The following is a 20,481-nucleotide window of genomic DNA, read 5'->3' on the forward strand; positions in this document are numbered from 1 at the left end:
CGCGACGCGACGCGGAGCGGATTGGACATCCGTGCTTTGAGGCGCGAGAAAGTCGAAGGGGCGCCTTATTGCCCCGCTCATCAAGGCGGTCGTCCGTGGGCGCTGCTCGCCTGAGCCGGCCTTGCACGTTACGCTCCGCGCGAACGAAATCGCCGGTCATCCCATGTCCATCGTCCTCACACCCTTCGCACGCGCCCGCCTGTTCCCGCGCGAACCGCGCGGGAACACCATCCAGGGCTGCACGCCGGACGAGTTCCAGCGCCGCCTCAACGACGAGGCGCCGTTCAAGGTGCTTGATGGCTACGCGCCGTTCTGCAAGCTGCACGTGCATCGCAACTGGACGTCCACGCGTTGCCTTACCGCACCGATCATCGACGCCAACCGCCACCTGCTGCGCTCCGCCTATGAAGCCCGCACCAAGGCCGAACTGCCAGTGCTGGTGCGCTGGTTCGAGGGCGTGCAGCCGCCGGTGGCGAACTGGCTCATCCCCATCCTCTACAGCCGCGAGCAACTGGCGAAGGAAGGCGAGCCGATAGCCGCCGACTGGGGCATCGTCGGCTGCCTCTACACCATGGAGCCGGAGGAAATCCCGATGGCGCCGATCACCATGCTGCGCAACGCGCTGGGCGTGGAGGAGGGTGGTTCCGGCGTGCCGCTCGACCGCGAGGCCTACCGGCGTTCGGTGGCGTTCTGGGAGTGCAACGCGAACTGGCGGCCGTGATCGAGTGCTTGCCTGCTCCTGTCTTGTACCCGTAAGTTTGCGCGGACTTCGGAAGGGGCCGGAGGGAGGAGATCATGGGGCGTGCACGGACGAATCTGTTTACCGATCTGGCGGCGCTGCCGTGGCCGATCGGAATCGTGGCTGGCATCGCCGGGTTCATCGGCATTCGTTATGGCATCGCATGGTGGATGGGGAGCAGCGGTGGAGTCGTCGGCCAGGCTTTGGCGCAGCACGGTTCGATTTTCACGCCGCTGGCGTGGATCGTGCTCGCCTTGTGCTGGATCGCGGCCATTACTTCGTGGTTCGGGCGGCGTGGGCGCCAGCAGCTGCTCGATACCCGCACCGGGTTGGACAGTGTGGCCGCACTGGGTTGGCGCCAGTTCGAGCTGCTGGTGGGTGAGGCTTTTCGCCGCCAAGGTTATACGGTGGAGGAAACCGGCCTGGGTGGCGCCGATGGCGGCATCGACCTGATCCTGCGCCGCGGCGGTCGGCGCACGCTGGTGCAATGCAAGCAGTGGCGTCGCAAACAGGTGCCGGTGTCGGTAGTGCGTGAGATGTATGGTCTGCTTGCCCACCATCGCGCCGGTGCGGTGCTGGTCGTGGCGTTGGGCAACTTCACGGCAGATGCTCGGCGCTTTGCAACTGGCAAGCCCATCGATCTGATTGGTGGCGAGACGTTGTTGCGGATGATCCGCGAGGCGCAGACCACGCCAATGCAAGCCGGACTGCCTGCCAAGCCGGCGCAGACGGCGCCTATGCCGATGCGCGTCGAGGCCGCCACGCCACCGGCATGCCCTCGCTGCGGCAAGGCGATGATCGAGCGCAGCAACAAGCGCACGGGTGAGGTGTTCTGGGGCTGCTCCGCATTTCCGGCTTGTCGCGGAACGCGATAGGGTTGCCGTTCTTCCTCGCCAAACGAAACGGGCGCCTCGCGGCGCCCGTTTCTTCATCGCAGTACCGAAGCCCGCCGCTCAGTAGCGGTAGTGATCCGGCTTGTACGGCCCTTCCACCGACACGCCGAGGTAGGCGGCCTGCTCGGCGCTGAGCGTGGTGAGCTTCACGCCGATCTTTTCCAGGTGCAGGCGCGCGACCTCTTCATCCAGCTTCTTGGGCAGGATGTAGACCTTCGGGTCGTAGAAGTCCTTGTTCGCCCACAGGTCGATCTGCGCCAGCGTCTGGTTGGAGAACGAGTTGGACATCACGAAGCTGGGGTGGCCGGTGGCGCAGCCCAGGTTCACCAGGCGGCCTTCGGCGAGCAGGAAGATGCTGCTGCCGTTGCCGAAGGTGTACTTGTCCACCTGCGGCTTGATGTTGAGGCGGGTGGCGCCGGAGGCGTTCAGCGCGTCGACCTGGATCTCGTTGTCGAAGTGGCCGATGTTGCAGACGATGGCCTGGTCCTTCATCGCCTGCATGTGCTCCAGGCGGATCACGTCCTTGTTGCCGGTGGTGGTGACGTAGATGTCGCCGCGGCCCAGCGTGCTCTCGACGGTGTTGACCTCGAAGCCTTCCATCGCCGCCTGCAGCGCGTTGATCGGGTCGATCTCGGTGACCACCACGCGGGCGCCGTAGGCGCGCAGCGAGTGCGCGCAGCCCTTGCCGACGTCGCCGTAGCCGCAGACCACGGCGACCTTGCCGGCCAGCATCACGTCCATCGCGCGCTTCAGGCCGTCGGCCAGCGATTCGCGGCAGCCGTACAGGTTGTCGAACTTGCTCTTGGTCACCGAGTCGTTGACGTTGATCGCCGGGATCAGCAGCTTGCCGGCCTCGGCGAGCTGGTACAGGCGGTGCACGCCGGTGGTGGTTTCCTCGGAGACGCCCTTCCAGTCGGCGACCACGCGCGTCCAGTAGCCGGGGCGCTCCTTCGCCACACGCTTCAGCAGGTTCTTGATGACCTGCTCCTCGTGGCTGCCGGAGGCGCTGTTGACCCAGCTCTCGTCGCCCTTCTCCAGCTCGTAGCCCTTGTGGATCAGCAGCGTCACGTCGCCGCCGTCGTCCACCACGAGTTGGGGCCCGAGGAAGCCGCCCTTGCCGTCGGGGAAGGACAGCGCGTCCAGCGTGCAGTCCCAGTATTCCTCCAGCGTCTCGCCCTTCCAGGCGAACACCGGCGTGCCGGTCTTGGCGATGGCGGCGGCGGCGTGATCCTGCGTGCTGAAGATGTTGCACGAGGCCCAGCGCACGTCGGCGCCGATGTCCTTCAGCGTCTCGATCAGCACGGCCGTCTGGATGGTCATGTGCAGCGAACCCGTCACGCGCACGCCCTTCAGCGGCGTGGAGGGGGCGTACTTGCGGCGAATCGACATCAGGCCGGGCATCTCGTGCTCGGCGATGTCCAGCTCCTTGCGGCCGAAATCGGCGAGGCCGATGTCGCGGATCTTGTAGTCGTGGCTGTCTTCTTTCAATGCGGCGTTCATCGTGGATCTCCGGATGATGGCGTCGCTTCGCGGCGATGGTGGCTGCCGCGAGAACGCGCGCGGTGATTGAGCGCCGTTGCAAGATCGTGCCGTCGAGCCTGGCCGTTGGCTGGAGGGCCTGCACGGGGAAGTGCAGGCCCTGCGGAGGATTCCGCATGCGGCAACGGTCGCAGCGCCCCTCGACGGAGGCCGCAAGTATAGCGTCGCGCCATCGCGGCGTCCCCGGCGGGAAGACATGCGCGCCGGAACCTGGGTCGATGACGGAAAGTCATATGCGGCATTGCAGCAAGGCGGGCGCATATGCGCTAGGCTCGGAAGTCCCTTCCCTGCGAGCCGATGCCGTCGAGATGAACGCCTCCCGCAGTCCCGAGTCCGCCTTGCCCGATGCCCCTTTGCGCGACGACGTGCGCCGGCTCGGCGCCCTGGTCGGCCGCATGCTGGCCGAGCAGGGCACGCCGGCCTTCCTCGACGAAGTGGAGCGCGTGCGCATCGCCGCCATCGCGCGCCGGCAGGAAGGCGCGCCGCTGGCCGGCTTGACCGCGCCGCTGGCCGGACTCGACGCGGAACATGCCGAGGCGCTGGCGCGCGCCTTCGCCACCTACTTCAACGCGGTGAACATCGCCGAGCGCGTGCACCGCATCCGCCGCCGCCGCGACTACCAGCGCGAAGGCGGCGCGCCGCAGCCGGAATCGCTGCGCGACGTGCTGGAACGGCTGAAGGCGCAGGGCGTCACCGCACAGGAGCTGCTCGACTGGCTGTTCAAGCTGGAGGTGGAGCCGGTGTTCACCGCGCACCCCACCGAAGCGGTGCGCGCCTCGCTGCTGGAGAAGGAACAGACCATCGTGCGCGCGCTGGTCGACGGCTTCGACGCCGGCCGCACGCCGCAGGAGCGCGGCGAGGACGAGGAGCGCATCCACATGGCGCTCTCCGCCGGCTGGCAGACCGCCGAGGCCTCGCCGCTGCGGCCCAGCGTGCAGGACGAGCGCGAGCACGTGGGCTTCTACATCGCCGACCCGATCTACCGCATCGTGCCCGCGCTGTACGAGTCGCTGGCCGACGCGCTGCAGGCGGTGTACGGCGTGGCGGTGCCGCTGCCGCGCGTACTCTCCTTCGCCACCTGGGTGGGCGGCGACATGGACGGCAACCCCAACGTGGGCGCCGACACCATCGCCGCCAGCCTCGCCAGCCAGCGCACGCAGGTGCTGGATCGCTACATCGGCGACGTCGCCGCGCTGGCGCGCCTGCTCAGCCAGACCGACGGCCGCGTGCAGGTCGATCCGCGTCTGCGCCAGCGCCTTGGCGAGATGCGTGAGCGCTACCCGCAGGCCGCGTCGCGCATCAAGCCGCGCCACGCCGACATGCCCTACCGCAGCCTGCTCACCGTGATCGGCGCGCGGCTGGAAGCCACCCACGAGGACGGCCATCCCGAGGCCTACGCCAGCGCCGACGAGCTGCGCGACGACCTCGAACTGATCGCCGCCAGCCTGGTCGACCATCGCGGCCTGCACGCGGGCGCGTATGCGGTGCAGCGCCTGGTCTGGCGCGTGCGCAGCTTCGGCTTCCACCTCGCGCGGCTCGACGCGCGGCAGGACTCGCGCGTGCACGACGACGCGCTGGCCGCCTTGTTCAACGACGCCGACTGGCCGCAGCGCGGCGTGGACGAACGCGTGGCGGCGCTGCACGCGCACCTGCGCGGCGAGCGCGATTTCGTCGCCAGCGAGGACAGCGTGGCGGCCTCGCTGCGCGCGGTGTTCGCCGCCCTGCGCGATGCGCGCGCCCGCTACGGCGCGGAAGCCACCGGTCTGTACATCATCAGCATGGCGCGCTCCGCCGCCGACGTGCTGGCGGTGCTGGCGCTGGCAAGGTATGGCGGACTGGTCGAGCGCGCCGGATCTTCTCCCTCTCCCCTTCGGGGAGTGGGGCGGGGTGAGGGGCTGGGCTTGCCGGAAGCTGTCATTGCCGCGAGTCGCAGTAGCAACACCTCCGCGAGCACCCGCCCCTCATCCGGCCCTGCGGGCCACCTTCTCCCCGGAGGGGAGAAGGAAAACACGGTGGTGCCCCTCGACATCGCCCCGCTGTTCGAAACCATCGACGACCTCCAGAACGCCCCGGCCACGCTGCGCGCCCTGCTGGCCGACCCGTTGTACCGCGCGCACCTCACCGCGCGCGGCGACCGCCAGTGGGTGATGCTGGGCTATTCCGACAGCGGCAAGGACGGCGGCACGCTGGCCTCGCGCTGGGGCCTGCAGCGGGCGCAGGTGGAGCTGCTGGAGGTGGCGCGCGAGCACGGCATCACGCTGGCGTTCTTCCACGGCCGCGGCGGCTCGGCCAGCCGCGGCGGCGCGCGCATCACGCCCGCGCTGCTGTCCTCGCCGCGCGGCTCGGTGGCGGGCCGGCTGCGCGTCACCGAACAGGGCGAGGTGATCCACCGCAAGTACGGCATCCGCGCGCTGGCGCTGCGCAACTTCGAACAGACCGTGGGCGCGGTGCTGCGCGCAAGCCTGCGTCCGCGCGAGGAGGATGCGCGCGAGACGCAGTGGCGCGAACGCATGCACGCGCTGTCCGCGTGCAGCCGCAAGGCCTACCGCGCGCTGGTCGAGCGCGAAGGCTTCGTGGACTACTTCCGCAGCGCCACGCCGATCGACGTGATCGAGCGCATGGCGCTGGGTTCGCGCCCCTCGCGCCGGCGCAGCATGCGCGGCGTGCAGGATCTGCGCGCGATCCCGTGGGTGTTCGCGTGGACGCAGTGTCGCTCCATCATCACCGGCTGGTACGGCCTGGGCAGCGCGCTGGAATGGGGCGCGGCCGAATACGGCGAAGACGCGCTGGCCGGGATGGCGCGCGACTGGCCGTTCCTCGCCAACGCGCTGGACGACGTGGAGATGCTGCTGGCCAAGTGCGACCTCGACATCGCCGAGGCGTTCTCGCAGCTGGCCGGCGAGCTGCACGAGCCGTTCTTCGCGCTGATCCGCGCGGAGTTCGAGCGCAGCCGGCACTGGGTGCTCCGGCTCAAGGGCGCCAGCGAGCTGCTGCAGGGCGACACGCGCCTCGCCGCCTCGATCCGCCTGCGCAACCCCTACATCGACCCGATGAGCCTGCTGCAGGTCGACCTGCTGGGCCGCTGGCGCGCGGGCGACCGCCAGGACGACGCCCTGCTGCGCGCGCTGGTGAGCTGCGTCAACGGCGTGGCGCAGGGCCTGCAGAACACCGGCTGAGCGGGGCTTGGCAGCTTCCCGGCGCGCCCGCTACGCTGGGGCGCCCACCGGGAGCTTTGCATGTCCGACCGTCCCGCGCCCAAGCTCGGCCCGCTGCCCCTGCTGATCTTCAGCGCGCGCTGGCTGCAGTTGCCGCTCTACCTCGGTCTGATCGTGGCGCAGTGCGTCTACGTGTTCCTGTTCGGCAAGGAGCTGTGGCACCTGATCCACGAGGCGCCGAAGCTGGGCGAGCAGGAGATCATGCTGATCGTGCTCGGCCTGATCGACGTGGTGATGATCTCCAACCTGCTGATCATGGTGATCGTGGGCGGCTACGAGACCTTCATCTCGCGCCTCGGGCTGGAGAACCACCCCGACCAGCCGGAGTGGCTGAGCCACGTCAACGCCTCGGTGCTGAAGGTGAAGCTGGCGATGGCGATCATCGGCATCTCCTCGATCCACCTGCTGAAGACCTTCATTGCCGCCGGCGCGCTGCAAGGGCTGCCGTTCTGCTCGCCGGCGGAACTGGCGGCGATCGCCGGGAACGGCGACGTGGGCTCGGGCCTGCAGTGCTCCACGCTCACCACGGTGGGCGTGATGTGGCAGACCATCATCCACCTGGTGTTCATCGTCTCGGCCATCGGCATCGCGTGGACCGACCGCATCATGCAGGCGGGCCTGCAGCGGCAGCGCGAGGCGCATTGAGCACATGCGGCGTCCGTTTGCGGACGCCGCGATCCGGATGCGGACAGCTGCGGTGTCGTGCCATTCGCGCCGCTGCGGCCCCCGGCCTTGATGCGCAAGGGTTTTCCGCGCGGGCCATGACTGGCACGCCGCTTGCCATGCACCGTGCATGGATATCGCAAACCCCTTGTATGGCATCCGCAAGCGCCGCCGCCTGCGCCTGATGATCGGCGGCGGCGCGCTGGCCGTGGCCGCGCTGGCGGTGCTGGTGTGGCGGCTGGGCCCGGCGCTGCCGGTGGCGGATCGCGGCAGCCTGTGGATCGACGCCGTGCAGCAGGGCGACATGCTGCGCGAGGTGCGCGCCACCGGCACCCTGGTGCCGCGCGAGATCCGCTGGCTGGCCGCCGCCACGCCGGCGCAGGTGGAGAAGATCCTCGTCTGGCAGGGCACGCCGGTGCGGCCGGACACCGTGCTGATGCAGCTCGGCGATCCGCAGACCGAGGACGCGCTGCGCAACGCGCAGGCGCAGGTGGCCGCGGCGCAGGCCAACGTCGCGGCCAAGCGCGCGGAACTCGAATCGCAACTGCTCGACCAGCGTTCCGCGTACGCGCAGGCGCAGTCCGACTACGCCTCGGCCAAGGTCAAGGCCGACACCGACACCGTCGCGATACGGCAGCACCTGATCCCCCGCGTGCAGTACGAGCAGGGCCAGATCGCGCTGAAGCAGCTGCACGAGCGCATGGACATCGAGCAGCAGCGCGTGGCCGCGTTCGCCGCCAGCATGAAGGCGCAGCTCGACGCGGTGCAGGCCGCGCTGATGCAGCAGCAGAGCAACCTGCAGCTGCGCCAGCGCCAGGCCGATGCCTTGCAGGTGAAGGCCGGCATCGCCGGCGTGCTGCAGGAAGTGGCGGTGCAGGAAGGCGCGCAGGTGGCCGCCGGAGCCAACCTCGCGCGCGTGGCGGTGCCCGACGTGCTGATCGCGCGCCTGCAGGTGCCCGAGGTGCAGGCCAAGGACGTGGCGATCGGCATGCCGGTGAGCGTGGACACCCACAACGGCCTGGTCGACGGCAAGGTGGAGCGCATCGACCCGGCCGTGCGCAATGGCAGCGTACAGGTGGACGTGGTGCTCACCGGCAAGCTGCCGCCCGGCGCGCGGCCCGACCTTTCCGTGGACGGCCGCATCCTGATCGCGCAGCTGCACGACGTGCTTTCCGTGGGCAGGCCCGCCTTGGCCCAGGCCGACGCCGACCTCAGCCTGTTCCGCCTCGACCCCGGCGGCGATACCGCCACGCGCGTGCCGGTGCGCATCGGCGCGGCCTCGGTGGATCGCGTGCAGGTGCTGCGCGGCCTCAAGGCCGGCGATCGCGTGATCCTTTCCGACGTCAGCCAGTGGGACAAGTACGACCGCATCAAGTTGAAGTGAGCCGTCAAATCGAACCCCTCTCCCTTTGGGAGAGGGGCTGGGGTGAGGGTACGGGCGAAGATGAGCGCCGTATCCCATCCGAACCCTCATCCGGCCCTCCGGGCCACCTTCTCCCAGAGGGAGAAGGGAAACCTAAAGCCTCAAGAAGTGGACAGACCCATGACCAACCCCGCCAACGTCATCACCCTCGCCGACCTCCGCAAGGTATTCCAGACCGACGAAGTGGAAACCCACGCGCTCAGCGACGTGCACCTGGAAGTGCGCCGTGGCGAATACGTCTCCATCTCCGGCCCTTCCGGCTGCGGCAAGACCACCCTGCTGTCCATCCTCGGCCTGCTCGACACCGCCAGCGCCGGCAGCTACGTGCTGAACGGCCACGACGTCGCCGGACTCAACGCCGCGCAGCGCGCGCGCATCCGCAACGCCGAGATCGGCTTCATCTTCCAGGCGTTCAACCTGATCGGCGACCTTACCGTGCAGGAGAACGTGGAGCTGCCGCTCACCTACCGCGGCGGCATCGACGCCGCCGAGCGCCGCGCCCGCGTGCAGGAGGCGCTGGAGCGCATCGGCATGGCGCACCGCATGCGCCACTATCCCGCGCAGCTTTCCGGCGGCCAGCAGCAGCGCGTGGCGGTGGCGCGCGCACTGGTCGGCAGGCCCGCGCTCCTGCTCGCCGACGAACCCACCGGCAACCTCGACTCGCGCAACGGCGAGGTGGTGATGGCCCTGCTCGACGAACTGCACAAGGGCGGCGCCACCATCTGCATGGTCACCCACGATGCGCGCTACGCCGAACTCGCGCAGCGCAAGATCCGCCTGTTCGACGGCCGCGTGGTGGACGAGGAAACCTTCCATCGCCTGCGCACCGAAGACGAGTCGCGCCTCGACGCGCTGATCGGCCAGCGCATCGAGGCGGGCGCGTGAACGTCTGGCTTGCCGAGGCCTGGCGAACCTGGCGCGCCAGCCTGCGTCGCCCCGGCTTCCTGCTGCTGGCCGCCAGCGTGCTGGCGCTGGGCGTGGGTTCGGCCAGCGCCGTGTTCACCATGATCGACGGCGTGCTGCTGCGGCCTTTGCCTTATCCGGAGCCGCATCGGCTCGTGGCGCTTGGGCGTCTCGAACAGGGCATCGTGAGCGGCATGTCGCCGCAGCAATACCAGCAGTTGGCCGGCTTGCCGGGCGTCGCCTCGCTGGGCATTTTCAAGAGCGAGACCACGGCCACGAACATCGCCGGCTATGGCGAGCCGGTGCAAGTGCAGGCGCAGACATTCGACCGCGGCCTGCTTCCCTCATTGCAGGTGCGGCCCATGCTTGGGCGCAACTTCAGTGCGCAGGAAGATCGGCCGGGTGGGCCGCCGGCCGTGCTTCTTTACCACGGCTTCTGGCTGCGCCGCTTCGGCGGCGATCCAGCGGTGGTTGGCAAGACACTGCAGGTAGAGGGCCTGGCGCACAGCATCGTCGGCGTATTGCCGGCGGGTTTCGATCTGGGTGAGGCATCGATTGCGCTGCCTGCGGCGTTCCGCGCGAACACGTCCAATGATTCGCTCGACTTCATGGTCGCGGCGCGATTGGCGCCGGGTGTTGCGCGCCACGCATTGGCGGCGGAAGTGGACACGCGCTTGCATGCCTTCTATGTCGCGCAAGGCCACAAGGTGTACGGCAGCGGCTACTGGCTTCGCTCGCACTTCGGTGCGCAGGATCTCGGTGCCGCAGAACACCACGATCAGCGTGCGACCTCGCTGATGTGGCTGGCCAGCGCCGCGCTGCTGTTGCTGATCGCGCTGGTCAACCTCACCAACCTGATGATGCTGCGCGCGATGGGGCGCAGCCACGACGCTTCCGTGCGCGGCGCGCTTGGTGCTTCGTCATGGCGCGTGGCACTGCCTTCGATGGCGGAAGGCGCATTGGTCGGTCTGCTTGGCGTGTTGCTCGGGCAGGCATTGGCGGTGTCGGGCTTGGCGGCCTTGCGCGCGTGGATGCCGGTCGGCTGGATGGCGGTGGAGTGGACGCGTCCGGGCGGCCTGAGCCTCGGCTGGCCGGCATGGGTGCTGGCCGTCGCGGTGGGCTTGTTCGGCGCGCTGGTCGCCACGGCGCTGGGTCTGTGGCGGGGGCATGCCGCGCTGTCGATGGACAGCCTGCGCGAAGGCGGCCGCAGCGGTTTCGGTCGGCGTAGCGGCCTGCTGGGCCGCGTGTTGGTGATTGCCCAGGTGGCGCTGGCCTCGCTGCTGCTATGTGCGGCTGGCGTGTTCCTGCGCACCTTGCTCGACAACGCGAAGACGGACTTGGGTTTCGACGCGCGCGGCGTACTCACCTTCGAATTGGCGCCGGTCAAGGCGACCTATCCCGATGCGGTTTCGGCGAGTGTGCTCTCGCGGCGGCTGGTCGAACGCCTGCGCCAGATTCCGGGCGTGCGCCAGGCCGCAGCGGGCACCAACCTGCCGGCGGGAGATTTCATCGGCCAATGGGCAATGGGCGAACTGCACGTGCCAGGCGGCGAGGAATTCAACGCGCAACTCCATGCCGCGGATCCGGGTTTCTTCGGGGCATTCGGCATACGTCTGCTACAAGGCCGCCTGTTCGCCGATACTGATGCGCGGGGCGGCGAGGCGGTGGCCATCGTCAACCAGAAATTCGCCGACCAGCATTACCACGGCCATGCGCTGGGCCAGATCATCCAGCGCGGCTCGGGCGTGGGCATGCTCTCGGCGCGCATCGTGGGCGTAGTGGCCAGCACCTGGCAGTTCGGCCCGGAAGATCCGGATGCGGCAACACCCATCCTCTACCTGCCGCTGGCGCAGATGCCGGAGGACGTATGGAGCGTATTCCGCACCTACGAACCGCTGCGTTTCGCCATCAAGGTGCAGGGCAGCCCTGATGGTTATCGCAATGCGGTGAAGCAGGCGGTGGCCGAAGTGGCGCCCGACCAGCCGATCGACAACGTGCGCAGCATGGCGTGGGTGGTGCACGACATCACCACCGACACGGAATTCAACCTGATGCTGGTGGGCCTGTTCGGCGGCCTGGCGCTGCTGCTGGCCGGCGTGGGCATGTACGCGGTGATGGCGGTGGCGGTGGCCGCGCGCGAGCGCGAGTTCGGCGTGCGCGCCGCGCTGGGTGCGTCGCCGCGTCGCCTGTTGCTGCTGGTGTTGCGTGGAGGACTGCTGCAGATCGTGCTGGGCCTCGCGGCGGGCGTGGTGCTGGGCGCGGCAGGGTCAGGCGTGCTGCGCGCGGTGGTGGTGCAGTTGGGGCGCAGCGTGTTCGATCCCTGGGTCGTGCTCGCCGCCTGCGCGGTACTGGCGGGTGCCGGCGTGCTGGCCTGCCTGTTGCCGGCGTTGCGCGCGGCACGCGTGGCGCCGATGCGTGTCTTGAGGGGAGAGTGAAATGATCGTGCGTGAATTCCGCGAGGCATGGCGCCGGCTGATGCGTCGGCCGGGTTATGCGTTGTTGTCGGTGGCGGTGCTGGGCGTGGGGCTGGGGGTGATGCTGTTCCTGTTCACCGTGGTCAATTCGGTGATCCTGCAGCCGATGGCGTTTCCGCAGGCCGCACGGCTGGTGGCGGTGGGCGAGCCGACGAACAACGGCATCGGCGGGATGGATCGCGCGCAGTACCTCGCATTGCAGGGCAAGTTGCGCGGCGTGGATGCAATGGGGGCGTATGCGGGAACCAACCTCAATCTCGACAGCGGGCATGGCGCCGTGCATTACGGCGGTGGTTTGCTGACGGCTTCGATGATGGACGTGCTTGGCATCAAGCCCTTGCTGGGCCGTGGTTTCGAGCCGGCCGACGATGCGCCCGGCGCGCCGCGGGTGATGCTGCTGGGCGAGCCGCTGTGGCGGCATGCCTTTGGCGCCGACCCGCATATCGTGGGACGCACCGTGCAGGTGAATGCGCAGTGGGTCACCGTGGTGGGCGTCCTGCCGGCCAGCTTTCATTTCCCCAGCGGCACGGCGGCGGCCTGGTTGCCGCTGCGCCTTGTGCCCAACGCGCATGGAGGTGTCGACGTGGCCGCGCGACTGGCGCCGGGCGTGCACCTCGATCAAGCGCGGGCGGAGCTGGATGCCTGGGCCGATCGCTTGCAGCGGGTGATGTCCATGCCCTCGGGGCAGCACATGAACCGCTTGACGATCTACCCGCTGTCGGTGGCGTTCTCGCCGCTGGATTTCCGCCACTGGATCTGGCTGATGTTCGGCGCCGGCGTGCTGGTGCTGCTGCTGGCGTGCATCAACGTGGCCAACCTGCAATTGGTGCAGATCCTGCGACGGCGGCAAGAGCTGGCGCTGCGCAGCGCGCTGGGCGGCAGTCGTATGCGGCTGGTGTTCGGTGCGCTGGTGGAGAGCGTGCTGTTGTCGGCGGCGGCGCTGGCGTTGGCTTTCCTGATCGCCCACGCCGGCGACCGCTGGCTGGATGTGGTCTGGATCGCCAGTCACCCGGACACGGTGCCGAACGCGCATGGCATCGACGCCTGGGTGATCGGCTTCGGCGCGCTGGTGGCCCTGCTCAGCACCTTGCTGACCGGCGGCATCCCCGCATGGCGCGCGTCGTGCCCCGACTTGCAGGACGCCTTGCGCGATGGCGGCAAGGGCACGGGCGGCGGTTTCGCACGGGTGGCGAAGTGGCTGGTGGTGGCGGAGGTAGCGCTCACCGTGGTGCTGCTGGTGGGCGCGGGCACCTTCGTGCGCGCATTGGACGCCTTGTTGTCGCAGCCGGTGGTGGGCGCCGCGCACGCCGCGCAGGTGCTGACCGCCAACGTCTCCCTGCCGGCACAGGCGTATGCGAACGATGCGCAGCGCATCCGTTTCTTCGACAGCGTGGTGGCGCGCTTGCGGCAGGAACCGGGCGTGGTCGATGCCTCGGCCGCGAACACGGTGCCGGGCGCCTTCCTCGGCAGCCACGAGGACGTCTCGCTGCCGGGGCAGCCACAGCCGGACACAGGTTGGCCGCGCGTGCAGATGGGCATCGTGGATGCGCATTTCCCCGGCACCTTCGGCGTGAAGTTGCTGGAGGGTCGTTTCTTCGACGCGCGCGATACCGCAGCCAGCACGCCGGTGGTGGTGATCGACGCTCGGATGGCCGCCGCGATGTGGCCGCACGAGGATGCCCTGGGCCGCAAGCTGGTGCTCTATCCCGGCAACGCGTGGGCGCGCACGGTGACGGTGGCGGGCGTGGTCGAGACGCTGCAACTCAACAGCATGCTGGAACGTGCGCGGCCGAGCCTGCTGATGCCGCTGGATCAGTCGGCCACCATGAGTCCCCTGCAGGACGTGGGACTGAATGTGCGCGTGCATGCGGATGCCGATGCCTTCGTGTCGCGCCTCGCCGATGCCGTGCATGGCGTCGATCCGCAGGCTGCCATCTATCCGCCCTCTGCGTCCTGGACACAGGCCGGGGACATGGCCGTCATTCGCGCGGGCATGGTGGTGATGACCGACGTGTTCAGCGCGCTAGGCCTGGTGGCGCTGCTGCTGGCGGCGGCGGGCCTGTACGGCGTGCTGGCGTTCGCGGTAGCGCAGCGCACGCGCGAACTGGGCATCCGCCGTGCCATTGGCGCAAGCCACGGCGCCATCGTGCGCACCGTGGCGCGGCAACTGGCGTGGCAGCTCGGCATCGGCCTGCTGGCGGGCTTCGTGCTGGCTTGGCCGTGGTCGAAGCTGCTGGCCGACCCCAATATGCGCACCCGCGCCCACGATCCAGCGGTGTTCGTGCCCGTGCTGTTGCTGGTGCTGGGCGTCTCCGCGTTTGCCGCGCTGGTGCCGCTGCTGCGCGCGCTGCGCGTCGATCCGGCCGTCGCGTTGCGTTATGAGTGAGGCGCCGATGTGGACAAGCGGTCGCCAGATGGTTACGGTATGCCAAGGTAATACCTTTTTATACTTGGAGTGAGCCATGGCAGCTTCGGTAAAGATCGACGACGATCTGAAGGAGCGCATCCAGCACTTGGCCGGACTGCGCCAGCGCTCGGCGCACTGGATCATGCGCGAGGCCATCCAGCAGTACGTCGAGCGCGAGGAAGCGCGCGAGAGTTTCAGGCAGGAGGCGCTGGCTTCGTGGCAGGCCTATCGGGAAACCGGGCGGCACCTGACTGGCCAGGAAGCGCGTGCATGGCTGGACACCTGGGGCACGGGCGACGAGAAGGAAGCGCCCGAGTGCCACAGGTAATCGTCACGGCGGCGGCGGTGGCCGGGCTGGAGCGCTGTCGATCCTTCCTGGCGGGCAAGGCGCCAGAAGCATCACGGCGTGCGGCGCAGGCCATCGCGCAGCAGTTCCTGCTGCTGGAATCGATGCCAGGCATGGGACGGCCCTTGCCCGATCCGCCGGAACTGCGCGAACTCGTGATCGCGTTCGGCGACTCGGGCTACGTGGCCCTTTACCGCCACGTGCCTGACGAAGATGCCGTGTACGTACTGGCGTTCCGTCACCAGAAAGAAGCCGGGTATTGAGAAGCACCGCCTCGTATGCGCGATGAGCACCGAAGCATGATTTCTGATGGGAAAGCCGTCGTGCTGATCGCTGACGACCAGGCCGACGTGCGCGAGGCGCTGCGCCTGCTGCTGAAGGCCGAGGGCATTGCCAGTGTGGGCGTGGCCGATCCGGCGGCGGCGCTGGAGGCCGTGCGCAAGCGCGAGTTCGCCTGTGCGCTGATCGACTGCAACTACTCGCGGGACACCACCTCGGGCGAGGAAGGACTGCATCTGCTGGAGCGCCTGCGCCAGCTTGCGCCCGATCTGCCGGTGGTGACGATGACGGCCTGGGGCAACGTGCCGCTCACGGTGGAGGCGATGCGCCGCGGCGCCGCCGACTTCATCGAGAAGCCGTGGGACAACGCGCGCCTGGTCAGCGTGCTGCGCGCGCAGATGGCACTGTCCGAAGGCGCGCGCCGGCAGCGCCGGCTGGAGGCGGAGAACGCATTGCTGCGCGGCGAGGCGGGCGAGGAGTTCGTCGCCGAGTCGCCGGCGATGCGCCGCGTGCTGGCGCTGGTGGAGCGTGTCGCATCCAGCGACGCCAACGTGCTGGTGCTGGGCGAGAACGGCACCGGCAAGGGCGTGGTCGCGCAGCTGCTGCACCAGCGCTCGCCGCGCGCGTCGCGCTCGCTGGTCAAGGTGAACATGGGCGGCATCGCCGAGAGCGTGTTCGAGTCGGAGATGTTCGGCCACGTGCGCGGCGCCTACACCGACGCCAAGAGCGAGCGCATCGGCCGCTTCGAGCTGGCCGACGGCGGCACGCTGTTTCTCGACGAAGTGGGCAACGTGCCGGCGGCGCAGCAGCCGAAGCTGCTGCGGGTGCTGGAAGACGGCGAGTTCGAGCGGCTGGGTTCCTCGCGCACGCAGAAGACCGACGTGCGGCTGGTGTCGGCCACCAATGCCGACCTTGCGCTGGAGGTGGCCGAGGGCCGCTTTCGCCGCGACCTGCTGTACCGGCTCAACACGCTGGAAGTGCGCCTGCCGCCGCTGCGCGAACGCGCGGAGGACATCCTGCCGCTGGCGCGCGCCTTCCTCGCGCGCAACGCGCGGCGCTACGGCCGCGACGGGCTGCGGCTGGCGCCTTCGGCCGAGCGCGCGCTCATGGCGTGGCGTTGGCCCGGCAACGTGCGCGAGTTGCAGCACCTGATGGAGCGCGCCGCGCTGCTCGCCGAGCACGACGAGGTGAGCGCGGCGGCGCTGGCGTTCGGCGAGTCCGCCGCGCAACCCGTTGCCGATCTCGACGGCATGACGCTGGAACAGGCCGAAGCCCATCTGGTGCAGCGCGCGGTGGAACGCTTCGACGGCAACCTGCAACGCGCCGCCGACGCGCTGGGCATCACCCGCCAGTCGCTGTATCGCCGGCTGGAGAAGCACGACCTGCGCGACGCGGCCGGCGATGCCGGCTGAATCTTCCGCGCGGCGCGCCGGCCGCATGCCGCGCTTCGAGCGGCGCGTGCTGCTCGGCAGCCTGCTGGTGGCGGCGCCGGGTCTGCTGGCGTCGCTCGCGCTCGTTGTGGCGCCATGGGATGCGTCGTTGCGCTGGACATGTCTCGCCATCGCCGTGGCCGCCACGCTGTTGCTGGCGCGCTGGCAATACCGCCGCGTGGTGTTCCCGCTGTACACGCTGTCGGGCCTGCTGGAAGCCCTGCGCCAGGGCGACTACAGCCTGCGCGGCGTGCAGGGCGGTGTGCTGGGCGATGCGATCTACGACATCAACGCGCTGGCCGAGCGGCTGCAGCGCGAGCGACTGGAGTTCGAGGAATCCTCCTACCTGCTGGGCAAGACGCTGGCGGCGCTGGACAGTGCGGTGTTCGTGTTCGACGAACAGCGCAAGCTGCGCCTGCTCAACCCGGCGGCGCAACGCCTGCTGAATGCCGAGCGCCATCGCCTGTTCGGCCTGAGCGCCGCGGAACTCGGTCTTGCCGCGCTGCTGGAAGGGCCGGCTGCGCGCTTGCTCACGCACGTGTTCCCGGGGCGTAGCGGGCGCTTCGAGATTCGCCACGCGGCGCTACGCAGCGGTGGACGCGGCGGCCAGTTGCTGGTGGTCAACGACGTGGGCCGCGTACTGCGCGAGGAGGAGCGCGCGGCGTGGCAGCGCCTGTTGCGCGTGCTGGGCCACGAGGTCAACAACTCGCTGGCGCCGATCCAGTCGATGGCCGGCACGCTGGCCATGCTGGCGGCACGCGATCCGCTGCCCGACGACTGGCGCGAGGATTTTCGTGGCGGCCTGGAGCTGATCGGCCATCGCGCCGAGGCGCTGGGGCGCTTTCTCTCCAGCTACAGCAGGCTGGCGCGCCTGCCGCCGCCGCAGCCGCGCGCAGTGAACTTGCCCGCGCTGGTGATCAAGGTGGCGAGGCTGGAGCAGCGGTTGGCGGTCGCGGTCGAGCCAGGCGAGCCGCTGTCCGTGCAGGCCGATCCCGACCAGCTCGAGCAGGCGCTGATCAACCTCGTGCGCAACGCGGTGGAAGCGGCGTTGCCGGATGGCGGCGTGCGCCTGCGCTGGCGCCGCGACGGCGAACGCGCGGTGATCGAAGTGGAAGACGATGGCCCGGGCCCGCCGCCCAGCGACAACCTGTTCGTGCCGTTCTTCACCACCAAGCCGGGCGGCTCCGGCATCGGCCTCGCGCTGGTACGGCAGATTGCCGAGGCGCACGCGGGCGGCGTCAGCCTGCTGGCCCGCGAGGATGCGGGCGGCGCGCTGGCCCGCCTGTGGTTGCCGTTGTCGTAGGTGTGCCGCCGACGCCCTTGACCGGTGATGCGTGATGCGTGATGCTAGGTGCGAGCGGCGCGCCCTGGCCGCCGGGAGTCCCGCCATGCGTACCACCCTGCAACTGGATGAAGACGTGCTGTCCGCCGCGCGCGCGCTGGCCGAGCGGCAAGGCCGCACGCTGGGCGAGGTGGTTTCGGAGCTGGCGCGCAAGGGCCTGGCGCCGGTGGCGAACGCGCCGCAATACCGCAATGGTATCCGCCTGATGCCGGTGCGCCCGGATGCGCGCCCGATGACGCTGGAAGAGATCAACGAACTGCGGGACGAGGCGCCGTGAGCCGCAAGCCGCGCGGTACGGCCGTGCGCGACGCGAGCCCGCCGTGGCCGTCGTCGGGTACGACGACGTGGCTGCTGGACGTCAACGTGGTGCTCGCGTTGCTCGATCCCACGCATGCGCATCACGCGCTGGCGCACGAGTGGTTCGCCACCGCCGGCGCGTCGTGGGCCAGTTGCTGCCTCACCCAGAACGGTGCGCTGCGCATCATGTCGCATCCGCGCTACGGCAACGCGGTGGCCTCGGCGGCCGTCGCGGCGGAGTTGCTGGCGGATCTGTGCCGCCAGCCCGGCCACGTGTTCTGGCCGGGCGATCTCAGCCTGCTGGATTCGCCGCTGATCGACCGCGAGCGGCTGCTGGCTTCCGGCCAGGTCACCGATACGTGGCTACTGGCGCTGGCCGTGCAGCAAGGCGGCCGGCTTGCGACCTTCGACAAGCGCCTGGTCACCAGTGCGGTGAAGGGCGGCGAGGCCGCCCGCTACGTGATCGCGTGAACGCGCGCGGCGCGTTCAGCCGTCCAGTTCCGCCCAGCGCGCGTAGGCGTTTTCCAGTTCCAATTGCAGCTTCGCCAGCGCCTCGTTCGCTTTGACGATGGCGGCGCTGTCCTGTTGGAAGAAGGCCGGCTCGTTCATTGCCTCGCCACGCGCGCCGATGTCGGCTTCGAGCTGCTCGATGCGCGTGGGCAGTTGTTCCAGTTCGCGCTGATCCTTGTAGCTGAGCTTGCGCTTCTGGCCGTCATTCCGGCGCAGGCCGGAATCCGGTAGCGATTCAGCTTGGGCTGGCGTTGCCGCAGCTGGATGACTTGCTTCGCTCGCCCCTTCGGGGCCGCCCTGCGGGCGTTCTGCGCGCTCTGCGCTTGTCCGGTCTTCGCCGGGATGACGAGCAAAAGCCGGCCTTTGCCGCAGCCAATCGCTGTAGCCGCCCACGTATTCGCCCACCTTGCCGTCGCCCTCCAGCACCAGCGTGCTGGACACCACGTTGTCGAGGAAGGCGCGGTCGTGCGAGACCAGCAGCAGGGTGCCCTGGTAGTCGGTGAGCAGTTCCTCCAGCAGTTCCAGCGTTTCCACGTCGAGGTCGTTGGTGGGTTCGTCCATCACCAGCAGGTTCGACGGCTGCGCGAACAGCTTGGCCAGCAGCAGGCGGTTGCGCTCGCCGCCGGACAGCCGGGTGATCGGCGCGCGCGCGCGTTCGGGCGAGAACAGGAAGTCCTGCAGGTAGCCGATGATGTGTTTGCGCTGGCCGTTGAGTTCGATGTACTCGCGGCCTTCGGCCACGTTGTCCAGCGCGTTCTGCGTGTCGTCGAGTTGCAGCCGGTGCTGGTCGAAGTAGGCGACCTGGATGCCGGTGCCCAGCGTGGCACTGCCGCGCTGGGGCTTCAGTTCGCCCAGCATGATCTTGAGCAGGGTGCTCTTGCCGGCGCCGTTGGGGCCGACGATGCCGATGCGGTCGCCGCGCATCACCGTGGTGGTGAGATCGTCGATCAGCACGCGACCGCCGTAGGCCTGGTGCACGTGTTCCAGGTCGATCACTTTCTTGCCGGAAGCCTGTGCGTTGGCTGCGGTCATCTTCACGTTGCCACCCAGCTCGCGGCGCTCGGCGCGTTCCGCGCGCAAGGCCTTCAGCGCGCGCACGCGGCCTTCGTTGCGCGTGCGGCGGGCCTTGATGCCCTGGCGTATCCATACTTCTTCCTGCGCAAGCTTCTTGTCGAACAGCGCGTTGGCCTGCGCTTCGGCGTGCAGGCGCTCCTCGCGGCGGCGCAGGTAGTTGGCGTAGTCGCCCGGCCAGTCGGTGAGCGATCCGCGGTCGATCTCCACGATGCGCGTGGCCAGCGCCTGCAGGAAGCTGCGGTCGTGGGTGACGAAGATCAGACTGCCGTCGAAGGATTTCAAAAAGCCTTCCAGCCAGCCGATCGCCTCGATGTCGAGATGGTTGGTGGGCTCGTCCAGCAGCAGCACGTCGGGTTTCTTCACCAGCGCCTGCGCCAGCAGCACGCGGCGCTTCATGCCGCCGGAGAGCGCGGCGAAGTCGGTGTCGGCGGGCAATTCCAGGCGGGTCAGCACTTCGGTGACGCGGCGGTCGAGATCCCAGCCGTGGCGGGCCTCGATCTCATGCTGCACGTCGCCCAGCGCATCGAGATCGCCTTCGTGCAGCAGGTGGTGGTAGCGCGCCAGCAGCCGGCCGAGGTCGCCGAGCCCCTGCGCCACCACGTCGAACACGCTGCCGGCGGTGCCGTGCGGCACCTCCTGCGCCATGCGCGCGATCACGACGCCGTTCTGCACGCGCACCTCGCCGTCGTCGGCTTTCAGCTCGCCGGCGATCAGCTTCATCAGGGTGGATTTGCCTTCGCCGTTGCGGCCGACGATGCACACGCGCTCGTTGCGGTCGATCGACAGATCGACCTGTTCGAGCAGGAGGGGGCCGCCGATGCTGAAGTCGACGCGCTGCAATTGGATCAGGGACATCCACCCATTCTAGCGGGCGGCTACCTGGCCTGGTCGCATACGCTGGCGGAGATGCCTTAACAATCCCTTGCGGAACATATATTTAACGAAAT

16 protein-coding genes and 1 riboswitch are annotated in these 20,481 nt (G+C 69.1%); of the genes, 14 read left to right on the forward strand and 2 right to left on the reverse strand.

Going from position 1 to position 20,481, the window contains the following annotated elements; all coding sequences use genetic code 11:
* Nucleotides 1-163: 163 nt before the first annotated feature.
* The gene (locus ACZ5Z2_RS01730) at nucleotides 164-721 is read left to right on the forward strand and encodes a DUF3228 family protein (protein WP_464760257.1); all 558 of its coding nucleotides are present in this window, start codon (nucleotides 164-166) and stop codon (nucleotides 719-721) included.
* A gap of 74 nt (nucleotides 722-795) precedes the next feature.
* Nucleotides 796-1,614 (forward strand): restriction endonuclease, encoded by an 819-nt coding sequence (locus tag ACZ5Z2_RS01735; protein WP_464760258.1) that lies wholly within the window; start codon nucleotides 796-798, stop codon nucleotides 1,612-1,614.
* 78 nt (nucleotides 1,615-1,692) lie between these two features.
* Here ACZ5Z2_RS01735 and ahcY read toward each other — a convergent pair whose 3' ends face one another.
* Nucleotides 1,693-3,132, reverse strand: coding sequence for an adenosylhomocysteinase (gene ahcY / locus ACZ5Z2_RS01740; protein WP_464760259.1), 1,440 nt, complete (start codon nucleotides 3,130-3,132; stop codon nucleotides 1,693-1,695).
* Between the two features lie 61 nt (nucleotides 3,133-3,193).
* Nucleotides 3,194-3,319: riboswitch (S-adenosyl-L-homocysteine riboswitch) on the reverse strand.
* A 160-nt stretch (nucleotides 3,320-3,479) separates the two neighbouring features.
* Here ahcY and ACZ5Z2_RS01745 point away from each other — a divergent pair.
* From ACZ5Z2_RS01745 to ACZ5Z2_RS01800, 12 genes are all read left to right on the forward strand, one after another.
* Complete coding sequence (locus ACZ5Z2_RS01745; RefSeq protein ID WP_464760260.1) at nucleotides 3,480-6,347, forward strand: phosphoenolpyruvate carboxylase; 2,868 nt, start codon at nucleotides 3,480-3,482, stop codon at nucleotides 6,345-6,347.
* Nucleotides 6,348-6,407: 60 nt separating this feature from the next.
* Nucleotides 6,408-7,031: a TIGR00645 family protein gene (locus tag ACZ5Z2_RS01750; RefSeq protein ID WP_464760261.1), complete on the forward strand. Its 624-nt coding sequence runs from the start codon at nucleotides 6,408-6,410 to the stop codon at nucleotides 7,029-7,031.
* 148 nt (nucleotides 7,032-7,179) lie between these two features.
* A complete protein-coding gene (locus ACZ5Z2_RS01755) occupies nucleotides 7,180-8,433 on the forward strand; it encodes an efflux RND transporter periplasmic adaptor subunit (RefSeq protein ID WP_464760262.1) in 1,254 nt (417 codons plus the stop codon).
* A gap of 159 nt (nucleotides 8,434-8,592) precedes the next feature.
* Nucleotides 8,593-9,357 carry an ABC transporter ATP-binding protein gene (locus tag ACZ5Z2_RS01760; protein ID WP_464760263.1) on the forward strand — a complete coding sequence of 255 codons (765 nt, stop codon included), beginning with the start codon at nucleotides 8,593-8,595 and terminating at the stop codon, nucleotides 9,355-9,357.
* Nucleotides 9,354-11,810: an ABC transporter permease gene (locus ACZ5Z2_RS01765; protein WP_464760264.1), complete on the forward strand. Its 2,457-nt coding sequence runs from the start codon at nucleotides 9,354-9,356 to the stop codon at nucleotides 11,808-11,810. The genes ACZ5Z2_RS01760 and ACZ5Z2_RS01765 overlap by 4 nt, the downstream gene beginning before the upstream one ends.
* 1 nt (nucleotide 11,811) lies before the next feature.
* Nucleotides 11,812-14,235 (forward strand): ADOP family duplicated permease, encoded by a 2,424-nt coding sequence (locus tag ACZ5Z2_RS01770; RefSeq protein ID WP_464760265.1) that lies wholly within the window; start codon nucleotides 11,812-11,814, stop codon nucleotides 14,233-14,235.
* A 76-nt stretch (nucleotides 14,236-14,311) separates the two neighbouring features.
* Nucleotides 14,312-14,584 carry a CopG family ribbon-helix-helix protein gene (locus tag ACZ5Z2_RS01775; protein WP_464760266.1) on the forward strand — a complete coding sequence of 91 codons (273 nt, stop codon included), beginning with the start codon at nucleotides 14,312-14,314 and terminating at the stop codon, nucleotides 14,582-14,584.
* Entirely contained in the window at nucleotides 14,572-14,865 is a 294-nt protein-coding gene (locus ACZ5Z2_RS01780; RefSeq protein ID WP_464760267.1) for a type II toxin-antitoxin system RelE/ParE family toxin, read from the forward strand. The genes ACZ5Z2_RS01775 and ACZ5Z2_RS01780 overlap by 13 nt, the downstream gene beginning before the upstream one ends.
* 60 nt (nucleotides 14,866-14,925) lie before the next feature.
* Nucleotides 14,926-16,293, forward strand: a complete 1,368-nt coding sequence (locus tag ACZ5Z2_RS01785) for a sigma-54-dependent transcriptional regulator (protein ID WP_464760268.1) — start codon at nucleotides 14,926-14,928, stop codon at nucleotides 16,291-16,293.
* Entirely contained in the window at nucleotides 16,283-17,614 is a 1,332-nt protein-coding gene (locus ACZ5Z2_RS01790) for a sensor histidine kinase (protein WP_464760269.1), read from the forward strand. The genes ACZ5Z2_RS01785 and ACZ5Z2_RS01790 overlap by 11 nt, the downstream gene beginning before the upstream one ends.
* 85 nt (nucleotides 17,615-17,699) lie before the next feature.
* Nucleotides 17,700-17,930: a hypothetical protein gene (locus ACZ5Z2_RS01795; protein WP_464760270.1), complete on the forward strand. Its 231-nt coding sequence runs from the start codon at nucleotides 17,700-17,702 to the stop codon at nucleotides 17,928-17,930.
* Complete coding sequence (locus ACZ5Z2_RS01800) at nucleotides 17,927-18,421, forward strand: TA system VapC family ribonuclease toxin (RefSeq protein WP_464760271.1); 495 nt, start codon at nucleotides 17,927-17,929, stop codon at nucleotides 18,419-18,421. The genes ACZ5Z2_RS01795 and ACZ5Z2_RS01800 overlap by 4 nt, the downstream gene beginning before the upstream one ends.
* A gap of 15 nt (nucleotides 18,422-18,436) precedes the next feature.
* On the opposite strand, the gene ACZ5Z2_RS01805 is transcribed toward ACZ5Z2_RS01800, so the two are convergent.
* Nucleotides 18,437-20,389 carry an ATP-binding cassette domain-containing protein gene (locus ACZ5Z2_RS01805; RefSeq protein WP_464760272.1) on the reverse strand — a complete coding sequence of 651 codons (1,953 nt, stop codon included), beginning with the start codon at nucleotides 20,387-20,389 and terminating at the stop codon, nucleotides 18,437-18,439.
* Nucleotides 20,390-20,481: the final 92 nt, after the last annotated feature.

This window comes from Rhodanobacter sp. G1 (assembly GCF_055397855.1).

Bases quoted from the DNA above. Each gene is read 5' to 3' on its own strand.
- ACZ5Z2_RS01730 (WP_464760257.1), top strand. From the start codon at position 164: ATGTCCATCGTCCTCACACCCTTCGCACGCGCCCGCCTGTTCCCGCGC.
- ACZ5Z2_RS01735 (WP_464760258.1), top strand. From the start codon at position 796: ATGGGGCGTGCACGGACGAATCTGTTTACCGATCTGGCGGCGCTGCCG.
- ahcY (WP_464760259.1), bottom strand. From the start codon at position 3,132: ATGAACGCCGCATTGAAAGAAGACAGCCACGACTACAAGATCCGCGAC.
- ACZ5Z2_RS01745 (WP_464760260.1), top strand. From the start codon at position 3,480: ATGAACGCCTCCCGCAGTCCCGAGTCCGCCTTGCCCGATGCCCCTTTG.
- ACZ5Z2_RS01750 (WP_464760261.1), top strand. From the start codon at position 6,408: ATGTCCGACCGTCCCGCGCCCAAGCTCGGCCCGCTGCCCCTGCTGATC.
- ACZ5Z2_RS01755 (WP_464760262.1), top strand. From the start codon at position 7,180: ATGGATATCGCAAACCCCTTGTATGGCATCCGCAAGCGCCGCCGCCTG.
- ACZ5Z2_RS01760 (WP_464760263.1), top strand. From the start codon at position 8,593: ATGACCAACCCCGCCAACGTCATCACCCTCGCCGACCTCCGCAAGGTA.
- ACZ5Z2_RS01770 (WP_464760265.1), top strand. From the start codon at position 11,812: ATGATCGTGCGTGAATTCCGCGAGGCATGGCGCCGGCTGATGCGTCGG.
- ACZ5Z2_RS01775 (WP_464760266.1), top strand. From the start codon at position 14,312: ATGGCAGCTTCGGTAAAGATCGACGACGATCTGAAGGAGCGCATCCAG.
- ACZ5Z2_RS01790 (WP_464760269.1), top strand. From the start codon at position 16,283: ATGCCGGCTGAATCTTCCGCGCGGCGCGCCGGCCGCATGCCGCGCTTC.
- ACZ5Z2_RS01795 (WP_464760270.1), top strand. From the start codon at position 17,700: ATGCGTACCACCCTGCAACTGGATGAAGACGTGCTGTCCGCCGCGCGC.
- ACZ5Z2_RS01805 (WP_464760272.1), bottom strand. From the start codon at position 20,389: ATGTCCCTGATCCAATTGCAGCGCGTCGACTTCAGCATCGGCGGCCCC.